The 18239-nt window shown below is 39.7% G+C and carries 15 protein-coding genes; 9 read left to right on the forward strand and 6 right to left on the reverse strand.

Going from position 1 to position 18239, the window contains the following annotated elements; translation table 11 throughout:
* Positions 1-88: 88 nt before the first annotated feature.
* Positions 89-517 carry a hypothetical protein gene (locus tag PTI45_RS00300; RefSeq protein ID WP_069325550.1) on the forward strand — a complete coding sequence of 143 codons (429 nt, stop codon included), beginning with the start codon at positions 89-91 and terminating at the stop codon, positions 515-517.
* A 148-nt stretch (positions 518-665) separates the two neighbouring features.
* Here PTI45_RS00300 and PTI45_RS00305 read toward each other — a convergent pair whose 3' ends face one another.
* From PTI45_RS00305 to PTI45_RS00315, 3 genes are all read right to left on the reverse strand, one after another.
* Positions 666-1649, reverse strand: a complete 984-nt coding sequence (locus tag PTI45_RS00305; RefSeq protein WP_069325551.1) for an MBL fold metallo-hydrolase — start codon at positions 1647-1649, stop codon at positions 666-668.
* Between the two features lie 131 nt (positions 1650-1780).
* On the reverse strand, positions 1781-2212 hold the full coding sequence (locus PTI45_RS00310) for a hypothetical protein (RefSeq protein WP_069325552.1): 432 nt from the start codon (positions 2210-2212) through the stop codon (positions 1781-1783).
* Between the two features lie 524 nt (positions 2213-2736).
* Entirely contained in the window at positions 2737-4104 is a 1368-nt protein-coding gene (locus PTI45_RS00315; protein WP_069325553.1) for an Nramp family divalent metal transporter, read from the reverse strand.
* Between the two features lie 466 nt (positions 4105-4570).
* Between PTI45_RS00315 and PTI45_RS00320 the strand changes: the two genes are divergently transcribed.
* Positions 4571-5929, forward strand: a complete 1359-nt coding sequence (locus PTI45_RS00320) for a dipeptidase (RefSeq protein ID WP_069325554.1) — start codon at positions 4571-4573, stop codon at positions 5927-5929.
* Positions 5930-6094: 165 nt separating this feature from the next.
* Here PTI45_RS00320 and PTI45_RS00325 read toward each other — a convergent pair whose 3' ends face one another.
* Together PTI45_RS00325 and pgmB are read right to left on the reverse strand one after the other, a co-directional pair.
* Positions 6095-7321, reverse strand: coding sequence for a MalY/PatB family protein (locus PTI45_RS00325; protein WP_069325555.1), 1227 nt, complete (start codon positions 7319-7321; stop codon positions 6095-6097).
* 108 nt (positions 7322-7429) lie between these two features.
* Complete coding sequence (pgmB, locus tag PTI45_RS00330) at positions 7430-8068, reverse strand: beta-phosphoglucomutase (RefSeq protein WP_069325556.1); 639 nt, start codon at positions 8066-8068, stop codon at positions 7430-7432.
* Positions 8069-8956: 888 nt separating this feature from the next.
* Between pgmB and efeO the strand changes: the two genes are divergently transcribed.
* The 7 genes from efeO to PTI45_RS00365 all read left to right on the forward strand — a co-directional run bounded on the left by efeO (position 8957) and on the right by PTI45_RS00365 (position 17226).
* On the forward strand, positions 8957-9853 hold the full coding sequence (efeO, locus tag PTI45_RS00335; RefSeq protein ID WP_069325557.1) for an iron uptake system protein EfeO: 897 nt from the start codon (positions 8957-8959) through the stop codon (positions 9851-9853).
* Positions 9854-9858: 5 nt separating this feature from the next.
* Positions 9859-11244: an iron uptake transporter deferrochelatase/peroxidase subunit gene (efeB, locus tag PTI45_RS00340; RefSeq protein ID WP_083243269.1), complete on the forward strand. Its 1386-nt coding sequence runs from the start codon at positions 9859-9861 to the stop codon at positions 11242-11244.
* A 115-nt stretch (positions 11245-11359) separates the two neighbouring features.
* Positions 11360-13111 (forward strand): FTR1 family iron permease, encoded by a 1752-nt coding sequence (locus PTI45_RS00345; RefSeq protein ID WP_245703380.1) that lies wholly within the window; start codon positions 11360-11362, stop codon positions 13109-13111.
* 414 nt (positions 13112-13525) lie between these two features.
* Entirely contained in the window at positions 13526-14389 is an 864-nt protein-coding gene (locus PTI45_RS00350) for a MurR/RpiR family transcriptional regulator (protein WP_069325559.1), read from the forward strand.
* A complete protein-coding gene (nagB, locus tag PTI45_RS00355; RefSeq protein WP_069325560.1) occupies positions 14389-15117 on the forward strand; it encodes a glucosamine-6-phosphate deaminase in 729 nt (242 codons plus the stop codon). Before PTI45_RS00350 ends, nagB begins: the two co-directional genes overlap by 1 nt.
* Positions 15117-16313 carry an N-acetylglucosamine-6-phosphate deacetylase gene (gene nagA / locus PTI45_RS00360; protein ID WP_083243270.1) on the forward strand — a complete coding sequence of 399 codons (1197 nt, stop codon included), beginning with the start codon at positions 15117-15119 and terminating at the stop codon, positions 16311-16313. Before nagB ends, nagA begins: the two co-directional genes overlap by 1 nt.
* 157 nt (positions 16314-16470) lie before the next feature.
* Entirely contained in the window at positions 16471-17226 is a 756-nt protein-coding gene (locus tag PTI45_RS00365) for a DeoR/GlpR family DNA-binding transcription regulator (RefSeq protein ID WP_069325561.1), read from the forward strand.
* 97 nt (positions 17227-17323) lie between these two features.
* Here the strand turns inward: PTI45_RS00365 and fba are convergent, their stop codons facing one another.
* Positions 17324-18199, reverse strand: coding sequence for a class II fructose-1,6-bisphosphate aldolase (gene fba, locus PTI45_RS00370; RefSeq protein ID WP_139129189.1), 876 nt, complete (start codon positions 18197-18199; stop codon positions 17324-17326).
* Positions 18200-18239 lie beyond the last annotated feature (40 nt).

Here is an 18239-nt window from a genome sequence, read left to right on the forward strand (position 1 = left end):
TTATTGTAAAAGGATTAGCTTAATTTTGGATGAAAATGGACTTAATCTTAGTTAAAACTAATAATGCTAGGTTGCGGAGGTTGATCTGATGTCACAAGAAGTGAGTCGAGTACACAAAATTCCTTTTCGTAAAATATGTGGGCTGTTGCATATCAGGCAAAAAATTGTGAATGTCTATCCTGATTATGCTAACAAAATGGTGGTTGTGGAAACAGAGCGTAATGCTCGTAGTACAGAAACAGTTATCGAATACAAAAATAGTTATCTTGATATTCGCAAGATGTCAGCTTCCGAGTATAATCAGATGCCACATGAGCCGAATGTCACCGATAAGCTCAAAGCATTATTCGATGAAAATGAACGTGATGTGCTTCTTCGCAGTCTGCAACACACGATTCATCAATCCGAAAGACAGTTAGAACAAGTTCAATCTGCTCAAAATAAAGAACACTCTGAAGAAACATTACAGATTGCCCGGCGTGCAATTGCTAAACTAACCGGCGATCTCACTGAATAATAGTCTACTACCCGTTAGCTAAACATAAAGTTATCTAAATACAAATATTTTGAATAAGATATACATTCCATAATAAAAAGCATGATAGAGACTGTAATCAGCCTATATCATGCTTTTTTAGTTATGGATGAGAGTTGATAATCTAACTCTATTCATGAGCTGTATAGATCCAAATTCCATCTTGCTGATATTTATGAGCACGATCACGGCGAATTAATTCTTCTAGATGTGCCAATGTCTCTGACATCGCAAATCGTAATTGATGTAAAGTGAGCTTACTATTAAATATAGACATACATACATCGTATCCATTCAAAGGTTGTATACGAATACGTTCTGCCATAGCATCCAATCGCTGTTCATGATGATCCAGTAATTTGACCGTTCGCTCTCTAAATCCTGTAAAAGGACGACGATGTCCTGGATATGCCCACTCTACTTCATATTCACCCAGTATACGCAATCCATCTAGATAAGATTGTAGTGGTTCAGGGTCACTATTTGGAATCAAACTAATATTAGGCGAAATCTGAGGTAATACAGCATCACCACAGATCATTAATTTCCAATCCGCTTGATAAAAAGAAAGATGCCCTGCCGCATGACCGGAAGTCTGGATCGGTATCCACCAATGACCGGATATCTTAAAAGGTTGTTCTGGCGTAATTATGGATACTTGAGGTTGTGGCAATACCTGTGCAACAAAACTTTGTAAATGTTCTGGAAGCTGGTCTGTAATTTCGTTCGGCATGCCATTAACAGTGTAAAAATCAATAAGATCATATGCTGCTGTATTGCCTTCTCCCCATGATAATCGTGCTTCTGCGAGTGAACGTGCTGACATATATACAGGTGCATCACTTTGTGCTTGTAACCAGCCAGCCAGACCATAATGATCTGGATGATGATGAGTTAAAATAATAGATTCCAATTGGGCAACGTCTAATTCGAGTGTTCCCCATACTTTTTGCCATGCGGCTTCATTTTCTTCGCTACGAGGTCCTGGATCTATAACACTCCATGTATGATCGCCAACGATAATATAACTGTTTACCCAGCGCAATGGATAAGACATAGCTATTTTCACCTGAATAATCCCGTGTTCAAACATTGTGATTTCTGGTAATTCCATAATGTATGTATCCTCCGTCAATCCGTCTATATTTATATTATAAACGATCCAAACACAAAAAACTCTCCTGATTGCACCTCTATAGCCTGAGGTGTTCAGAAGAGCTTATTTTTGAATCGGTCATTCATTGCTCAATAACTTTCTTCCCATGGGTTGAACATTTCATGCTTGAAGTACGTGCTGTCTGCTGCTTTTTCGTTCCAATCCCACAATTTTTGGCTTGCTTTTTCGATCTCATCATTTTTGATTTGACGAATTTCATCAAGAATAGTAAATGATTTGCCTGATTCTTTTTGGTGTTCCCAGATTACGAACATAATGCTATCTAAATTATCACCATAACCTACAACATTCACTTGGTTAGCGTGATCGTTTAATCCCACATTTAGAAAATCATTAGTTACGATATATTTGTCATTAGCTACGTGGTAAATTGCTGCCCATTGTTCCATTTCATTAGCATTGTTTTTAATTTCGCTATTTTCTACAAATCGGAACCATCCACCAGAAGTTGCTTTAGCTTTTTCCATAATTTTTACGTTGGATAATTTAGTATAATTCATAGGTTGAATCCCCCTTAGATTTTAGGTAATATTGGAGTCTTTCATGCGACTTTGTGCCTGTTATATAGTTTATCGGTAAATTTTGCATAATATTTATAGCACTTTCCTCTCATTCGTTCTTTTTCGACATTTTTATATTCCTATATATAGGTATAGGAATAGGAATAGCATGTCTATAGAACCATAAATCAATAGGAGTAAGTAGGTATTATTACTCATCAGTAACTTTTATAATGAAGCTGATAAGTACTGTTGTATATATTGTAACCACAGTGTATCAAACAAATCTGAAAAGGAATATTTAGTTATTGACCAAGCCTTATTCTGTTTCAAAGGTGTTCTACTTATATATACGTAAAAAACAAAGAAAACGATTAGTATTTTATCAAAAAACATTCAAATTTTACCACTTTTTTTATATTAAAAATGTAAAGAAAATATAATAAAAAAGCTTTTACCCCTATAAAAAGGATAAAAGCTTTTTGGATAGACTATGCAGCTCATAGGTTTAATGAATGTGTTACTTAAAAACCGCCACCTGTTGCAAAAATATAAAGTATTAAAAAGATATTTAAAGCAACAATAATGACTGTAGCGATCCATGCCAAAATTTTGACCCATGCTGGATTTACAAATGAACCCATCTTCGCCCGGTCGCTTGTAAAGCGTACCAATGGAATAATTGCAAATGGTAATTGGAGACTCAGTACTACCTGACTCCACAATAGCAATTCTCCTGTTCCTTTAGCACCTGCAATCCATGTCACAATAAAAGCAGGAATAACGGCTAATAAACGAGTAATGATTCGGCGTAACACTGGCGAGATACGTAAGTTGATAAATCCTTCCATTACTATCTGCCCTGCAAGTGTACCTGTAATCGTAGAATTCTGACCTGAAGCCAGTAAAGCTACTGCAAATAATGTACTGGCGATTCCTACTCCTAGTGTTGGACTAAGTAAGGCATATGCATCTTCAATCCCACTTACATTCAATCCTGTTCCAAAAAAAGCAGAAGCTCCCAAGATAAGAATCGCCGAGTTGATTAGAAAAGCGACCGATAATGAAAGAATCGAATCGATATTCGCAAATTTCACAGCTTCTTTGCGACCTTTTTCGGTTCGCTTGTATTGACGGGTCTGTACAATCGATGAATGTAAATATAGATTATGTGGCATCACTGTTGCACCCAAAATCCCCAAAGCGACAAATAACATCGCTGGATTCGTAACAATCTCGAACTTCGGTACATATCCACCTAATAGCGCATGAATTTCCGGCTTAGAAATAATCACTTCAAACACAAAGATACAGAAAATCGTTGCCATCAATACGATAATAATCGATTCGATAATCCGAAATCCTTTTTTCTGCAATAGTAATAGAAGTAAAACGTCAAATGTAGTGATGACAATACCCCATAATAGTGGAATACCAAATAATAAATTCAGTGCTATTGCGGAACCGATAACTTCAGCTAGATCGGTAGCAATAATCGCAAGCTCTGTCAGTATCCAGAGAAACACAGCTGTTCTTTTGTTAGTCGTATCACGGGTAGCCTGTGCCAAATCTCGACCTGTTACTATTCCTAATTTGGCAGACAGACTTTGTAATAACATAGCAATGAGATTAGAAATCAGTACTACTGATAATAGGGCGTAACCAAAGCGTGCTCCTCCTGCTATTGAAGTTGCCCAGTTCCCCGGGTCCATATATCCAACAGCAACCAATGCTCCCGGACCGGAAAAAGCGAAGAATTTGCGCCAGAATCCAGCATTTTCAGGAATCTTAACGGTATTATTGACTTCTTCCATACTGATACTTGAACTGGAATGTAACCAGTTTGATTTTTTGACATCTATCTTTGCATTTAATTCTGTGTTGGAATCCATTCTTCATCTCTCTCCTTTCTCTCTATCCTTCTATATATTTGACTGATTTGATTTAGAATATAAGTGCAACAGCCTATCTATCTTTATATCAATAGCAACATAATACATTGACCATATTTTGCACTAGGGAAACATATTTGTCAACAGCTAATTTTTATGGCTAATGACAATATAAAAGGCATCGCTTTGCCATGTTCATATTATAAAATATGTATATGATCTATTACACATTACCCATTAATCTTATCGTTATGATGTTGCTGCAAAAATTATTTTTATATTCTAATGTTATCTATACGGTATCTACGATTTTAAAAGAGAGTTTGAACATCAATCGATTTGATTTGTGGTTAAAATTTTCGCAATTGGAGCAAAACGTAGTAAAATAGAAACATACGCTTTTTGATGATAGAAATGATCTATCAGATTTAAGCAATGATCTCTATTTCCCAAGGAGGATTATATAATGACGAATTATGCTACATATTTTCAAGAAAACCGTGAACACCATTTAAATGAGTTAAACGAATGGTTATCGATTCCAAGTATTTCTGCTATTTCAGAGCATAAGCCTGATATGCAACGTGCGGCTGAATGGTTAGCTGCAACATTGAAAAAAGCAGGTCTAGAACATGTAGAGATTCATCCAACAGCAGGTCATCCGATTGTTACTGCTGATTACCTTCATGCCCCTGGCAAACCAACGGTATTGGTCTATGGTCATTATGATGTACAACCTGTTGATCCATTACACTTATGGGAGACACCTCCATTTGAACCTACAATTCGTGGTGACAAATTATTTGCTCGTGGTGCAACTGATGATAAAGGTCAAATCTTTTTGCATATCAAAGCAGTAGAAGCCATTCTAAAGCAAGAAGGAACTCTTCCGGTTAACGTCAAATTCTGTATCGAAGGCGAAGAAGAAATTTCAAGCGCAAATCTACCTGGCTTTTTGGAAAGCAATAAAGAAATGTTGTCTGCGGATGCGGTATTGATCTCAGATACGTCTTTGATCGAAAAAGGTAAACCAGCGATCTGCACTGGATTACGTGGACTATGTTCACTTGAATTTACGATTCATACTGCTAATACGGATCTACACTCTGGTAGCTTCGGTGGCGGTGTTCCAAATGCTCTTCATTCGATTGTAGAACTGTTGAACTCTTTGCATGACAAACAAGGTCGTGTGCTGGTCGATGGATTCTATGAAGGCGTATTGCCTTTGTCTGATGAGATGCGTAATGAATTTATCAAACAAGCTTTTGATGAGAAGAAATTACAACAATCTTTAGCTCTTGAATCTCTTCATGGAGAAGAAGGCTATTCGTTTGTAGAACGTGTTGGTGCTCGTCCGACACTTGAAATTAATGGATTGTATGGTGGTTTCCAAGGCGAAGGTAGCAAAACCGTTATTCCTAAAGAAGCAAGTGCCAAAATCACTTGTCGTTTAGTGGCTAATCAAGATCCAGCTTATGTATTGGATCAAATTATCAAGCACTTGGAAGCCAATGTACCAACAGGTGCAACGATTGATATCAAACCGGGTGAAAAAGCGCGTGCATTCAATATCGATCCTTCTAGCGAATTGTTGCAAAAAGCGGCTGATGCATTCAAAACGGTCTATGGAACACGTGCCTTATTTACCAAAGATGGCGGTTCCATTCCAATCGTTGAAGCTTTCTCTCGTCTGATTGCTCCTACAGTAGTATTGATGGGCTTCGGTCTGCCTGATGAGAACCTTCATGCACCGAATGAGCATTTCAACTTGGAGAACTTTGATAAAGGCTTGCTTACCATTGTAGAATATCTAAACCAAATCTAAATGGATAGCTACATTTAATACTGAATTGTCTTTCTTTCTATAATTAGATGATTATTTCTCAAACAAAACAGACTGCTTTCTAGATACCTGTATGTCGGTATTATAGAAAACAGTCTGTTTTTAATTATGATGAAGTTTCTTTTTCAAGCATACCTATTCATCTATCTATTCATTATTCATGTGTGAAGTGGTCGTTACTGCTTGGGTGGCTCGCCATGTCTTTATAGCATGATGCAATCGCTCCATCGCTTTTTCCAATAAAGAACGTGAACAAGCGATATTCATACGCATATATCCTTGACCTGTTATCCCAAATGCATTGCCATCATTCAGCGCAATTTTGGCATGATCCAGTAGGAAAGAAACTAAATCTAATTGCTCCATCCGTAGCTTACTACAATCGATCCATAGCAAATACGTAGCTTCTGGTAGACGCACCGCTAATTCCGGTATATGCGTAGCGATATATTGCTGTACATACTCCATATTTCGATAAGTATAGACTTTACACTGCTCTAACCACTCTTCGCAATACGTATAAGCGGCTTGGGTGGCTACAGCGCCAAATGTATTAATTTGTCCCACACCGAATTGATTGATTTTTAACGCAAATGCATTCCGTAATTGTTCATTCGGGATAATAATATTAGATGTATTCATACCGGCGATATTAAATGTTTTGCTTGGTGCTGTACAAATAATACTACGGTTCATCGCAGATTCAGATAGACTGGCATACGGAATATGAGCATGAGGTGCATAAACAAGATCACCATGAATTTCATCGGACACGACAATAATATTCCACTTCGCACATAAATGTTCTAACTGTTCTAACTCTGTACGCGTCCACACTCGCCCTATCGGATTATGTGGATTACACAAAATCAACATTTTCACCTGTTCGTCCAGCACCGTCTCTAACTGTTCAAGATCCATACGATAATCTCCATACTGATCTTGCATGAGCGGATTTTCGACCAATTCTCGTCCATGCCCTTTGACTACATTATAGAAGGGAGGATACACCGGTGTCTGAATAATCACTTTATCTCCAGGTTCCGTATAGGTTTGCACCGCAAAGTTCAATGCAGATACAACACCAGGTGTGAAAACAATCCAGTCGTTTTCTATCGTCCATTGATGCTTACGCTCCATCCAATTTACAATAGATTGATGATACTCATCGGTACGAAATGTGTATCCAAGTACGCCATGTTCAATCCGTTGACGTATAGCCTCCTGTACAGGCAAAGGTGCCGCAAAATCCATATCTGCTATCCACAAAGGAATAATATCTTCTTTGCCAAAATGCTTATGCAGTGCATCCCATTTCTCTGAACCAGTCCCTATGCGCTCAGGTGTATGATCAAATGTTGAAGTATAATCCATACAAGTCCCTCCATATCCATCTATCCAAATATTCTATCTATTCATTGTCTTTATCCCAGAATGAATTTAAGATATATTCATCATATCAGGTTTTGGAGGGTGTTCAAGTTATAATACTAATTCAAGCAATTCATCGACACTTTCCAGATAGTAGTCTGCATCTGAACTACGCAATGTTTCACCTACAGCAGCCACATTCATTTTACCTGCAATCGCCGCTTCCACACCTGCTAACGCATCTTCTACAACCAGACATTCTTCCGGTACGATATCCAGACGAGTTGCCGCTAGCAAAAAGACTTCAGGATCAGGCTTACTACGAGTAATATCGTTACCATCTGCAATCGCATCGAACTCTTTATCCAGACCAATCTGCTTCAGAATAGTCGGTGTGTTTTTGCTCGAAGAACCAATCGCGATTTTGATATTATTTTGTTTCAATGTTTTTAACGTATATTCTACTCCCGGCAAAAGATCGCTTGGGCTTAAATGGTGCAACGATTGGCGATAGTACTCATTCTTTTTCTCTGCCAATTGCAATTTTTCTTCATCCGAGTATGTTTTGGTCGCACGTTGCAAAATAATATCCAGACTCTCCATCCGGCTTACTCCGCGCAACTGATGATTGATCGTTTCATTAAAAAGAATGCCTTCTTCTTCACTGATTTTACTCCATGCCTCAAAATGATACTGATCTGTCGATACAATCACGCCATCAAGATCAAAAATAACTGCTTTAATTGTCATTATTACTTCCTCCTCGGGTATGTTCAATGATTTGTAGTGATGGGTTAACAAATTAAGTATGTTCTTTATTAAACAAGAAACAAGGATACTAGACAGAGAATGCTAAATTATATTTGCAGATGAAGTTGAAAAATAGGTACTTTAGTGTGAAGTGAATCGCAGATATGTGAGGCTGGTAAAGGTCATTCCGCTACCCAAACGGATCATTCTTCTGATCGCTGTTAAGAATAGATATCTTTGAAATCTGCTGTCGCAGAGGATATCTATTCTTAAAGGCGAACGCTACGCTTCTCCAGAACGATTCCGTTTGCTCCGCTAGAGGTGCTTATCTACATTATTGTTTTATATATCATTTCTTACTTTAGCATATGCCCGTAAAGTTAATTTCCCTCTAAAATTAAGCAACAAGATTAAACAATACAATTAGATTAATCTATTTTAATAACAAATAAGATTTGTATGTTTTATCCATTCATTCTTCATTCATTCCAAATAAAATATAACTATATTTTTATTCCCTTATCCTCTTTCCTACCTCCTCCCCCCTGATTGAAAATAAGCACTCCCTACTAAACATCCGGCAAAGGTGCTCACCGAACCTAGCGGAGGTAAAGGAATCGTTCAGCAGAAGCGAAGCGTTCGCCTTTAAGATCGGATATAATCTGTTGAAAACAGAATTCAATATATCCGATCTTAACAGCGATCGTATGAATGATCCTTTACCAGAGCGATATTCCCTCACACCCTTCGCCACTCCCCCACCCCCCGTCTTATGTTCAATCCCCCTTGTATCCATTTACATAAAAATAAAGATTGACGCTCTTATCGTTCACCATTATGATAGATTAATAATTGAGAACGATTATCATTATTAAGGAGTGTAATTTAATGAAAGCACGTGTAACTTTACCAGCTACAATTCTTTTATCTTCTGTACTGTTTGCCGCTTGTGGGAATCAAGCTGCTACCAATACAACCACAGCTCCAGCAACAACAGAAGCAACGACTACAACACCAGCAGCGTCCACCTCATCTACCGAAGCAACAACTACAACAGCTGATTTTAAAAATGAAACCGAACAATATCGTACATATGCGATCGGTGAGATTGATTCCTTTGTAACAGAGACAGAGAAATTTACGGAAGCGGTCAAAGCAGGGAAATTAAAAGAAGCTCAAGCGCTATATGCTCCAGCTCGTATGCATTATGAACGGATCGAGCCGATTGCCGAAGCGTTAGGAAATCTTGATCCTGATATCGATGCTCGTGCAGGCGATGTGGATGATAAAGACTGGCGCGGATTCCACAAGATTGAACAAGCTCTTTGGGAAAAGAAAACAACCGATGGTATGAGTGAATATGCGGATCGTCTTTTGCAAGATGCACAGTTGTTACGTGCTAAAGTCGAAACGGTTGAAATCGATGCAAGTATGCTTGTGGTTGGAGCCGTTGAACTACTGAATGAAGTTTCTTCTTCCAAAATCACAGGTGAAGAAGAACGTTACTCTCATACCGACTTGTATGATTTTGTAGCCAATGTAGAAGGTGCAGAAAAAATCTACGAAATCCTCAAACCACGTTTGGCTGAAAAAGATCCTGATTTGGAAAAACAAATCGGCGAACGTTTTGATGCGTTAAATAAAGAATTAGCTCCTTTTGCTACTAAAGACGGTGGATATGTTACGTATGACAAATTAACTAAAGAAGATATTCGTACATTAAGTCAGAACCTTGATGCTTTGGCTGAACCTTTATCCCAGATGGGTACAATTTTAGGGGTGTAATTATTATGAGCAAAAAAGACTCTTCCGAAAATAAAACAAAATCAACTCCTGTTCAATCTGATGTCGATTCTTCTACAGAAGTGTCGACAGAATCTCAAACTGGAGTATTCAAAAAGCCTGTTAGCCGTCGCGATATGTTGCGGTTAGCAGGCGCTTCTGGCGTTGGGCTTCTTTTAGGAGGTTCAGGCGCGCTTGGAATTATGAAAGCTACTGGACTGACCAAACAACCTTTATCAGATACGCCGGGTAGTGCTGAAAATGTAACGACAGGTATTACAAACGTAGGCGATGAGCATTCTTTTTATGGCACTCATCAATCAGGGATTGTTACACCAAGTCAGAACTTTATGTGCTTTGCTTCTTTTGATGTGACGTTAAGTGATGCAGCAGGTTTACGTCGCTTATTTCAAGCATGGACGAAAGCCAGTGCTTCGTTGATGGCTGGCGAATTGTTAGATGGGCAAAATGAAAATCCGAATCTTCCGCCTGCTGATACAGGTGAAGCGGCTGGACTTTCTTCTTCCAAGTTGACGATTACGTTTGGCGCAGGCCCTGCTTTATTTGATCATCGATTTGGACTATCTGGCAAAAAGCCTGCTAATTTTGCAGACTTGCCTGCCTTTAATGGAGATAATCTACAATCGGAATGGTGCGGTGGCGATCTAGCCGTACAAATTTGTGCAGATGATATGCAGGTCGCTTTTCACGCAATGCGTAACTTGATCCGAATTGCTCGTGGTTCTGCGGTTCTCCGTTGGAGTCAAGAAGGATTCCAGCGCAGTAGTGCAGCAGATCCGAATCAAGCTACTCCACGGAATCTAATGGGCTTCAAAGATGGAACTGCTAATCCAAGTGTCAAAGACAACTCGATGATGAATGAAGTTGTCTGGGTACAACCGCAAGATGGTGCAGGTTGGATGACCAACGGTAGTTATATGGTCGTTCGTCGTATTCGGATGCGTATCGAAGTATGGGATCGCTCCAGTCTAGCAGATCAGGAAAATACGTTTGGACGGGAACGGGTCAGTGGTGCTCCAATCGGTTCACATCATGAATTTGATCGTGGCGATATGGAAGCCAAAGATGCTTCAGGCAAACCTGTTATTCCGATGAATGCACATATGCGTGTAGCTCGTGGAGATGGAAGTATGCAGATTTTGCGTCGTCCTTATTCTTACTCTAGTGGGATGGATAAAGTTACTGGACAATTGGATGCAGGATTGTTTTTTATCAGTTATCAGCGCAGTATCGACAAACAATTTATTCCTATGCAGCAAAGACTCGCACAGATTGACGCATTGAATGAATATATTCAGCATATCGGAAGTGCTGTTTTTGCTTGTTTTCCGGGTGTACAGCAAGGCGGTTATATCGGAGATGAATTGGTATAACCGCTCGTTATTTATTTTGATATAGAAAAGAGGGTTCTAGGCTATGCGTAAAAGTGCCCTGTTGATCAGGTTTATGCTTTGCTTGAGTCTATTGATTGTTTTAGGTGGAACACCTTTGAGCGTAGGAATATCTACTGCACAAGCATCTGCTACCGATTCTTCCTCTATCGATCAACTGTTACCGCTTGTAGGTAGTGCGCTTGTCGATGCTGGACAGCAGAAATGGACAGATGCCAAGCAGGAATTAGATACTTTCGCCACAGCATGGCAAACGATTGATACATCTACCGCTTCAACAGAAGCTGGCGCAGTCAATACAGCTCTGACGGATGCACAGACAGCGCTTGCTGGGGCTTCGTCTGATCCCAAAGCAGCTACCTCTGCGCTAGGTACACTAGCACGTGCAGTCAATACGTATGCAGAAGCAAGTCAAGCCAAAGCAAGCGGTACAACGACAGATAACAATGGACCTTCTCAGCAAGGGTTAACCGCTGTGAAAGTAATTCTTCCACTTGCAGATACGACGATTCAACATATTGATGAACGTAACTGGCAAGCCGCTCAAGATAGTTATAAACAGATCGTCAATTCATGGCCGGATGTTGAGAATGCGATTCGTGCCGATAATTTTACGGTGTATAGTCAACTAGAGATCAAAATGAGTATGATCCGTGTAGCTTTACAGGCTGATCCTCCACGTGAAGAACAAGCCAAAGCAGATACTCAAGCTCTTATTAAACTACTCAACGAATATGCCGCAGGCGATATTGCAGATACGGCTCCTGCGAGTGGTACTGTTCGCTTAAGTGATGCTGTGACGTTACTTCAACAAGTACAGACAGCCACAACAGCTCAAGATCAGAGCAAAGCATCTGATCTGATGACTCAATTTATCTCGATGTGGCCTCTGGTTGAAGGAGAAGTACAGATTTCTTCGGCTTCGACCTATACTTCGATTGAAAATGAAATGGCTGAAGTACAAGGATATTTAGTATCTAATCCTCCTGTATGGACACAAGCTAGTACTGTAATTCAGACGATGCTGGATGAACTCACTCCTTTAACATCCAAAACATCGTATACAGCTTGGGATGCAGCGATTATTTTATTACGTGAAGGTCTAGAAGCGATTCTGGTATTAGCTGCTCTACTCGCTTATGCCAAACGCAGTGGTAGCCGTACCGCAGGACAGTATATCTGGTCTGGTGCTATTTCAGGTCTAGTGCTCAGTGGTGTTATGGCAGTGATCTTTGTCTATGCGTTCTCTCAAGTATCGAGTAGCGGTAGTACACGTGAAATGATCGAAGGGATTACCGGCCTCGTCGCTGTTGTGATGATGCTTAGTGTAGGACACTGGTTACATCAGAAAGCCAACTTAAAAAATTGGAATACTTATATTGAAAATCAAGTCAGTGGTGCTTTAGAACGTGGCAGTCTATGGTCATTAGCGATTGTCTCCGGACTCGCCATTTTACGTGAAGGTGCCGAAACAGCGATTTTCTATATCGGTATGGCCCCTGCGATTGCTCTTTCGCAATTCATTTTGGGTATAGCGATTGCCCTTGTCATTCTGATTGTGATTGCTGTACTGATTATTAAGTTCAGTGTGAAATTACCGATTCGTCCGTTCTTCTTAACGGCAACAGTATTGATTTATTATCTGGTATTTCGTTTTCTGGGCGAAAGTATTCATGCCCTTCAAGTGGCAGGTAAATTCCCTGCACATACAGTGGCAGAATTACCTTCGATCAGTTGGATCGGTATGTATCCGACATGGGAGACCTTTATCCCTCAAATGATCGTCTTGATCTGGATGGTATGGAGATTGATTTTACCAGAATATCGCAGTCATAAGCAGACGGCTTAACTAGGGTGTTATGGAGTTAAGAATGATAGTGTGATCCGCTCTGCACCATAATAATGATGAGATGAAGTAAATTTAGAGAGTCTGTATCCTTTTGTATAAGGATGCAGACTCTTTTTGTTAATATATTATATTGTTTCTCATGATGGAACGATTAATGCTTATCGTTCATTTTTGGGGGAATCCGTTACTCGTGATCATTTTTTAGATGAGTCCGGATCATATATTGTACATCTATAATGGAGCAACATTTCATACTCCATCCACTCTAATCTGCTTTATTTATAATCATGCCCCAAAATAGAAATTTATGAGTTGCAATCTTTGTTAGGGTGCTTTAAGATAATGGTGAAAGAAAATAATTTTCTATATATATTATTATAAAATAAAAATAATTTTCATTAGGGAGGGTTAAACTTGTCTCCTATTTTGCATATGTTGGAGCAACGCATCGAAAGTTTATCTCCTCAAGAGCGCCGACTGGCTCATTATATTTTGCAACAACCTTCCACTGTTATTCGGCTTGGGATTACACAGTTAGCGACTCAATGTGGCATCAGTCCTGCTACTGTTACTCGCTTCTGCAAAACATTTCATTTCGAAGGCTTTCCTGATTTCAAAATGAAGTTAGCTAGTGAATTAGCGCAACAGTCCATTCCCAGTTCGTATCAAGATATTATTGCAGGTAATCCGCTTGCAGAGATTGTTAAAGCGATTGAAACCAATCATATTACATCGATCAACGATACTACCCGTTTACTCGATTTACCCAAGCTTGAGCAAGCGATAGGTTACCTTACCCGTGCACGTCGGATTGATCTGTATGGTATCGCTACCTCATCTATTGTAGCGCAAGACTTTTATCAGAAATTGATTCGAGTCGGTAAAAACAGTACATCGTTTTCTGATTCTCATATGCAAATCACTTCTGCTTCTACACTTTCTTCAGAAGATGTAGCGTTAGCGATTTCGTATTCTGGGGAAACTAAAGAAACGATCGATGCATTATCATGTGCCAAAGATAATGGAGCGACTGTATTATCACTGACTCAATACAGCAACAATAAGCTCGCTTCGATGGCGGATATCGCTTTATTTTCATCATCATTGGAACAAGGTGTTCGCCGTGGAGATATGGCTTCACGGATTGCTCAACTGCATATTATTGATATTTTATTTACCGGTATGATTAGCGCCCAATTTAACGATTCTGTAGCGAAGTTGGAGCTATCTTATAAAAATGTGCAACGTTATCGCAAAGACTCAGGAGGTTTTGAATAATGGCTAATGTAATCAAAGTGACTCATGAAGAAGATTTTCACAAGGTAGCTGCTCATATTGTTGCTAGTCTGGTACAAACTTCTCCTCGTGCTGTATTAGGATTGGCTACAGGAGGTACGCCTGTAGGCTTGTATCGTGAATTGATTCAGATTCATAAGCAAGGATTAGTCAGTTTTGCCAAAGTGAAAAGTTACAATCTGGATGAATATGCAGGTCTACCGACAGAACATCCAGCTTCCTATCGTACATTTATGAACGAGCATTTATTTAATCATATTGATATTAATCTTGAAAATACTCATGTGCCTGATGGACAAGCAACCGATTTGGATGCCGAATGTCGCCTGTATGATGAAATGTTGTCTGAAGCGGTGATTGATCTACAAGTTCTAGGCATTGGACATAATGGGCATATTGGATTCAATGAACCCGATGATAGTTTGAATCCTGCGACTCATGTCGTGACATTATTAGAACAGACCCGAGAAGCGAATTCTCGTTACTTTGGTTCGGTGGATGACGTTCCAGCACAAGCGATTACGATGGGTGTAGGTAGTATTATGAAAGCTCGCCAAATTCTACTGCTTGTACGTGGTGCAGACAAAGCTGAAATTATCCATCGTGCCGTAACAGGTCCGATCACAACACAATGCCCTGCTTCACTATTACAACTGCATTCCAACGTTACTGTACTGCTGGATGCAGAAGCAGGGAGGTTGTTCCAGTAATGTCTATTTCAACAGATGTACCACATTCCTTTCAAATTATTCATGGACGTGTGGTTACACCTACAAAAGTGATTGAAAATGGAACAGTACAAGTCCAAGATCAGACGATTACGTATGTAGGTTCTACAGCGAACGCTCCGATATGGAAAGAACAGACAACATATGATGCCAAATCTGGACTTGTGATTCCCGGCTTTATTGATATCCATGTGCATGGTGGGATGGGTGCCGATTTTATGGATTCCGATCCACACGTATTAGATACGATTACTTCTTTTCATGCCAGTCAAGGAACGACAGCTCTACTAGCGACAACGATGACCGCACCTCATGCTGATATCGATCATGTATTAGAACAAGTCTATGCTTATATGCAAAATGGACAAATGCCCGGTGCACAGATCGAAGGCGTGCATCTAGAAGGCCCTTTTATCAGTCCTAAGTGGCCTGGTGCTCAAAATCCAGAACATATCGTACTCCCAAATATCGAATGGTTAGAGCAATGGGAATCTCGTTATCCGGGGCTAATCAAACAACTTACTCTAGCTCCTGAACGAGAAGGTGCTTTGGAACTGATCTCATGGCTACGTCAGCATGACATTACAGCTGCCGCAGGTCATACCGATGCTTCTTATGAAGAGATCATGTTAGCGGTCGAACAAGGACTTAACCATGCGGTTCATACATTTAATGCAATGACTCCACTTCATCATCGCAAACCGGGAGTAGCCGGTGCAGTACTAAGTACCCCTTCGATTCATGCCGAAATTATAGCAGATGGGATTCATGTTCACCCTGCGGCAGTATCAATCTTAGCTCAACTTAAGCAACAAGATAATTTAATCCTGATTACCGATGCGATGTCTGCTGCCGGGCTTGGGGATGGCGAATATATGCTGGGTGATCAACCTGTCAAAGTCCTCAATGGTATAGCGACTTTGCCGGATGATAGCGGAACACTTGCAGGTAGCCGTTTAACCATGATCGAAGGTTTCCGCTTTTTAATTCAGCAAGTAGGGCTATCGATTCTACAAGCTTCTGCCGCAGGTAGTGGTAATCCTGCGCGTGAACTAGGATTATACGAACAGACAGGTAGTCTTGAAATCGGTAAACGTGCTGATATCTTAGTACTTAATCCAGATATGGAATTACAGCATATTTTTATTAAAGGGTTATTGAAATCATATAATGAATAGAAGCGGTATTAGCAAGTTCTCTGTTTTTGATCATAGAGAACTTGCTTTTTTTGTGATTTTGGACTTCAAATTATTGTTTTAAGATTAACTATTGATTAACTTTTGGTCATATGTTATATTTTGAGTACTATTTTCAACAAGACAGGAGTTCAATCGTATGAAGGAAAAAAGGCTACAACATCTTGAAGATTATATTCACTCGGTGGGTACAGTTTCTTTAGATGAACTTTGTGAATATTTTAACGTTTCTAAAAATACTGTCCGGCGTGATGTGAATCAAATCCTTGAAAAAGGAACGATTCAAAAGGTATACGGTGGAGTGACTTCTGTAACCCCTGCTCTAATTCCATTTGAAAATCGGGATCATACTAATCATCCTGAAAAAGTGAAAATTGGACAACAAGCGGCTGCACTCGTAGAAGATCAAGATTTGATTTTTATCGATTCGGGCACAACGACTCGCAATATGATTGAGTTCCTTCCTTCTTCTCAACAGTTAACCATTTTGACCAACAGTCTGGATGTGATTAATGCGGCTGTCGCTTTTGAAAATATTACGCTGATCACAATTGGTAATCGCTACAAACGCAAAACCAAATCATTTGTTAGTATTGATGATCTACATATTTTGGATAAATATAATATCAGCAAGGCTTTTATGGCGGCTACGGGTGTATCGATTGCTCATGGGTTGACCAACTCTGATATTTTGGAGTACGAAATAAAAAAACGAATCGCTGAAAAAGCTCAGACTTTATATTTGCTAGCAGATGCCTCCAAATTCGGCAAATCTACTCAGCTTACCTATGCTCCTTTGCATGAAGTCGATGTATTGATCACCTCTGGTGCATTATCAGAAGAATACCATTCGTTCTGTCGTGAGCATCGAATTGAATTATATATTTGTAAATAAAAGGACTCAAAAAGACATATCTTACTCTAAGAATAACTTAGAACAAGATATGTCTTTTTAATGGAATATTAGCTTTATCCTGATGGGAAGCGACTTATTATACTTTAGAATAGTTGGCATTCGCTTGACCACTTGTACCAAATTCCTGCATTTTACTTTGCACCACTGCTTGGATCGCTTCAGTACCGGGGGTAAGGATTTTACTTGGATCATATATATGAGTGTCTTGATTCAATACTTGGCGAACAGCTAATGCCCATGCTTGAATACATTCGGTATTTACATTGATCTTGGCATGCCCTAATGCGATGGCTTGCTGGATCTGATGCTGTGGAATACCTGAACCTCCATGTAGAACTAACGGAATGCATGTTAATTCTGCAATATGCTTCATTTCAGCAAATCCAAGTACAGGCTCACCTTGATAAGGACCATGCACTGAACCGAGTGCAGCGGCTAATGCATCGATCCCTGTTTCTTTGACCAGTCGATCACATTCAAGCGGGTCTGCATATTGAATGCCTCCAATGAGTCCATCTTCCATACCACCTACAGTGCCCACTTCTGCTTCAACCGATACGCCATATGCTCTAGCGTACTCTACCACTTCACGAGTCATGGTTATATTTTGTTCGATCGAATGATGTGAACCATCAATCATGACAGAGCTGAATCCACTATCAATAGCTTTTTTACAACGTTCTACACTGATGCCATGATCTAAGTGTAAAGAGACAGGTACTGTAATGGATAACGCTTGTATCGAAAGGTCTACGATAGCAGCAATCAGTGCATATCCACCTAGATAGTCTACCAATCGATCAGAAGCTGCTAGAATCACAGGTGCTTGTTCCTCTTCTGCTGCTCGCAAAATCGCTTGTACCCATTGCACACCGTTTATATTATACTGCCCGACAGCATAACCACCTGCTAAAGCTTCTATTAGCATAGATTTCATTGATACGGTTCGCACATGTCATCTCTCCTTTAATCATCATCATTTCAGAAGAGCC

Source organism: Paenibacillus nuruki (genome assembly GCF_001721045.1).
Lineage (GTDB): Bacteria > Bacillota > Bacilli > Paenibacillales > Paenibacillaceae > Saccharibacillus > Saccharibacillus nuruki.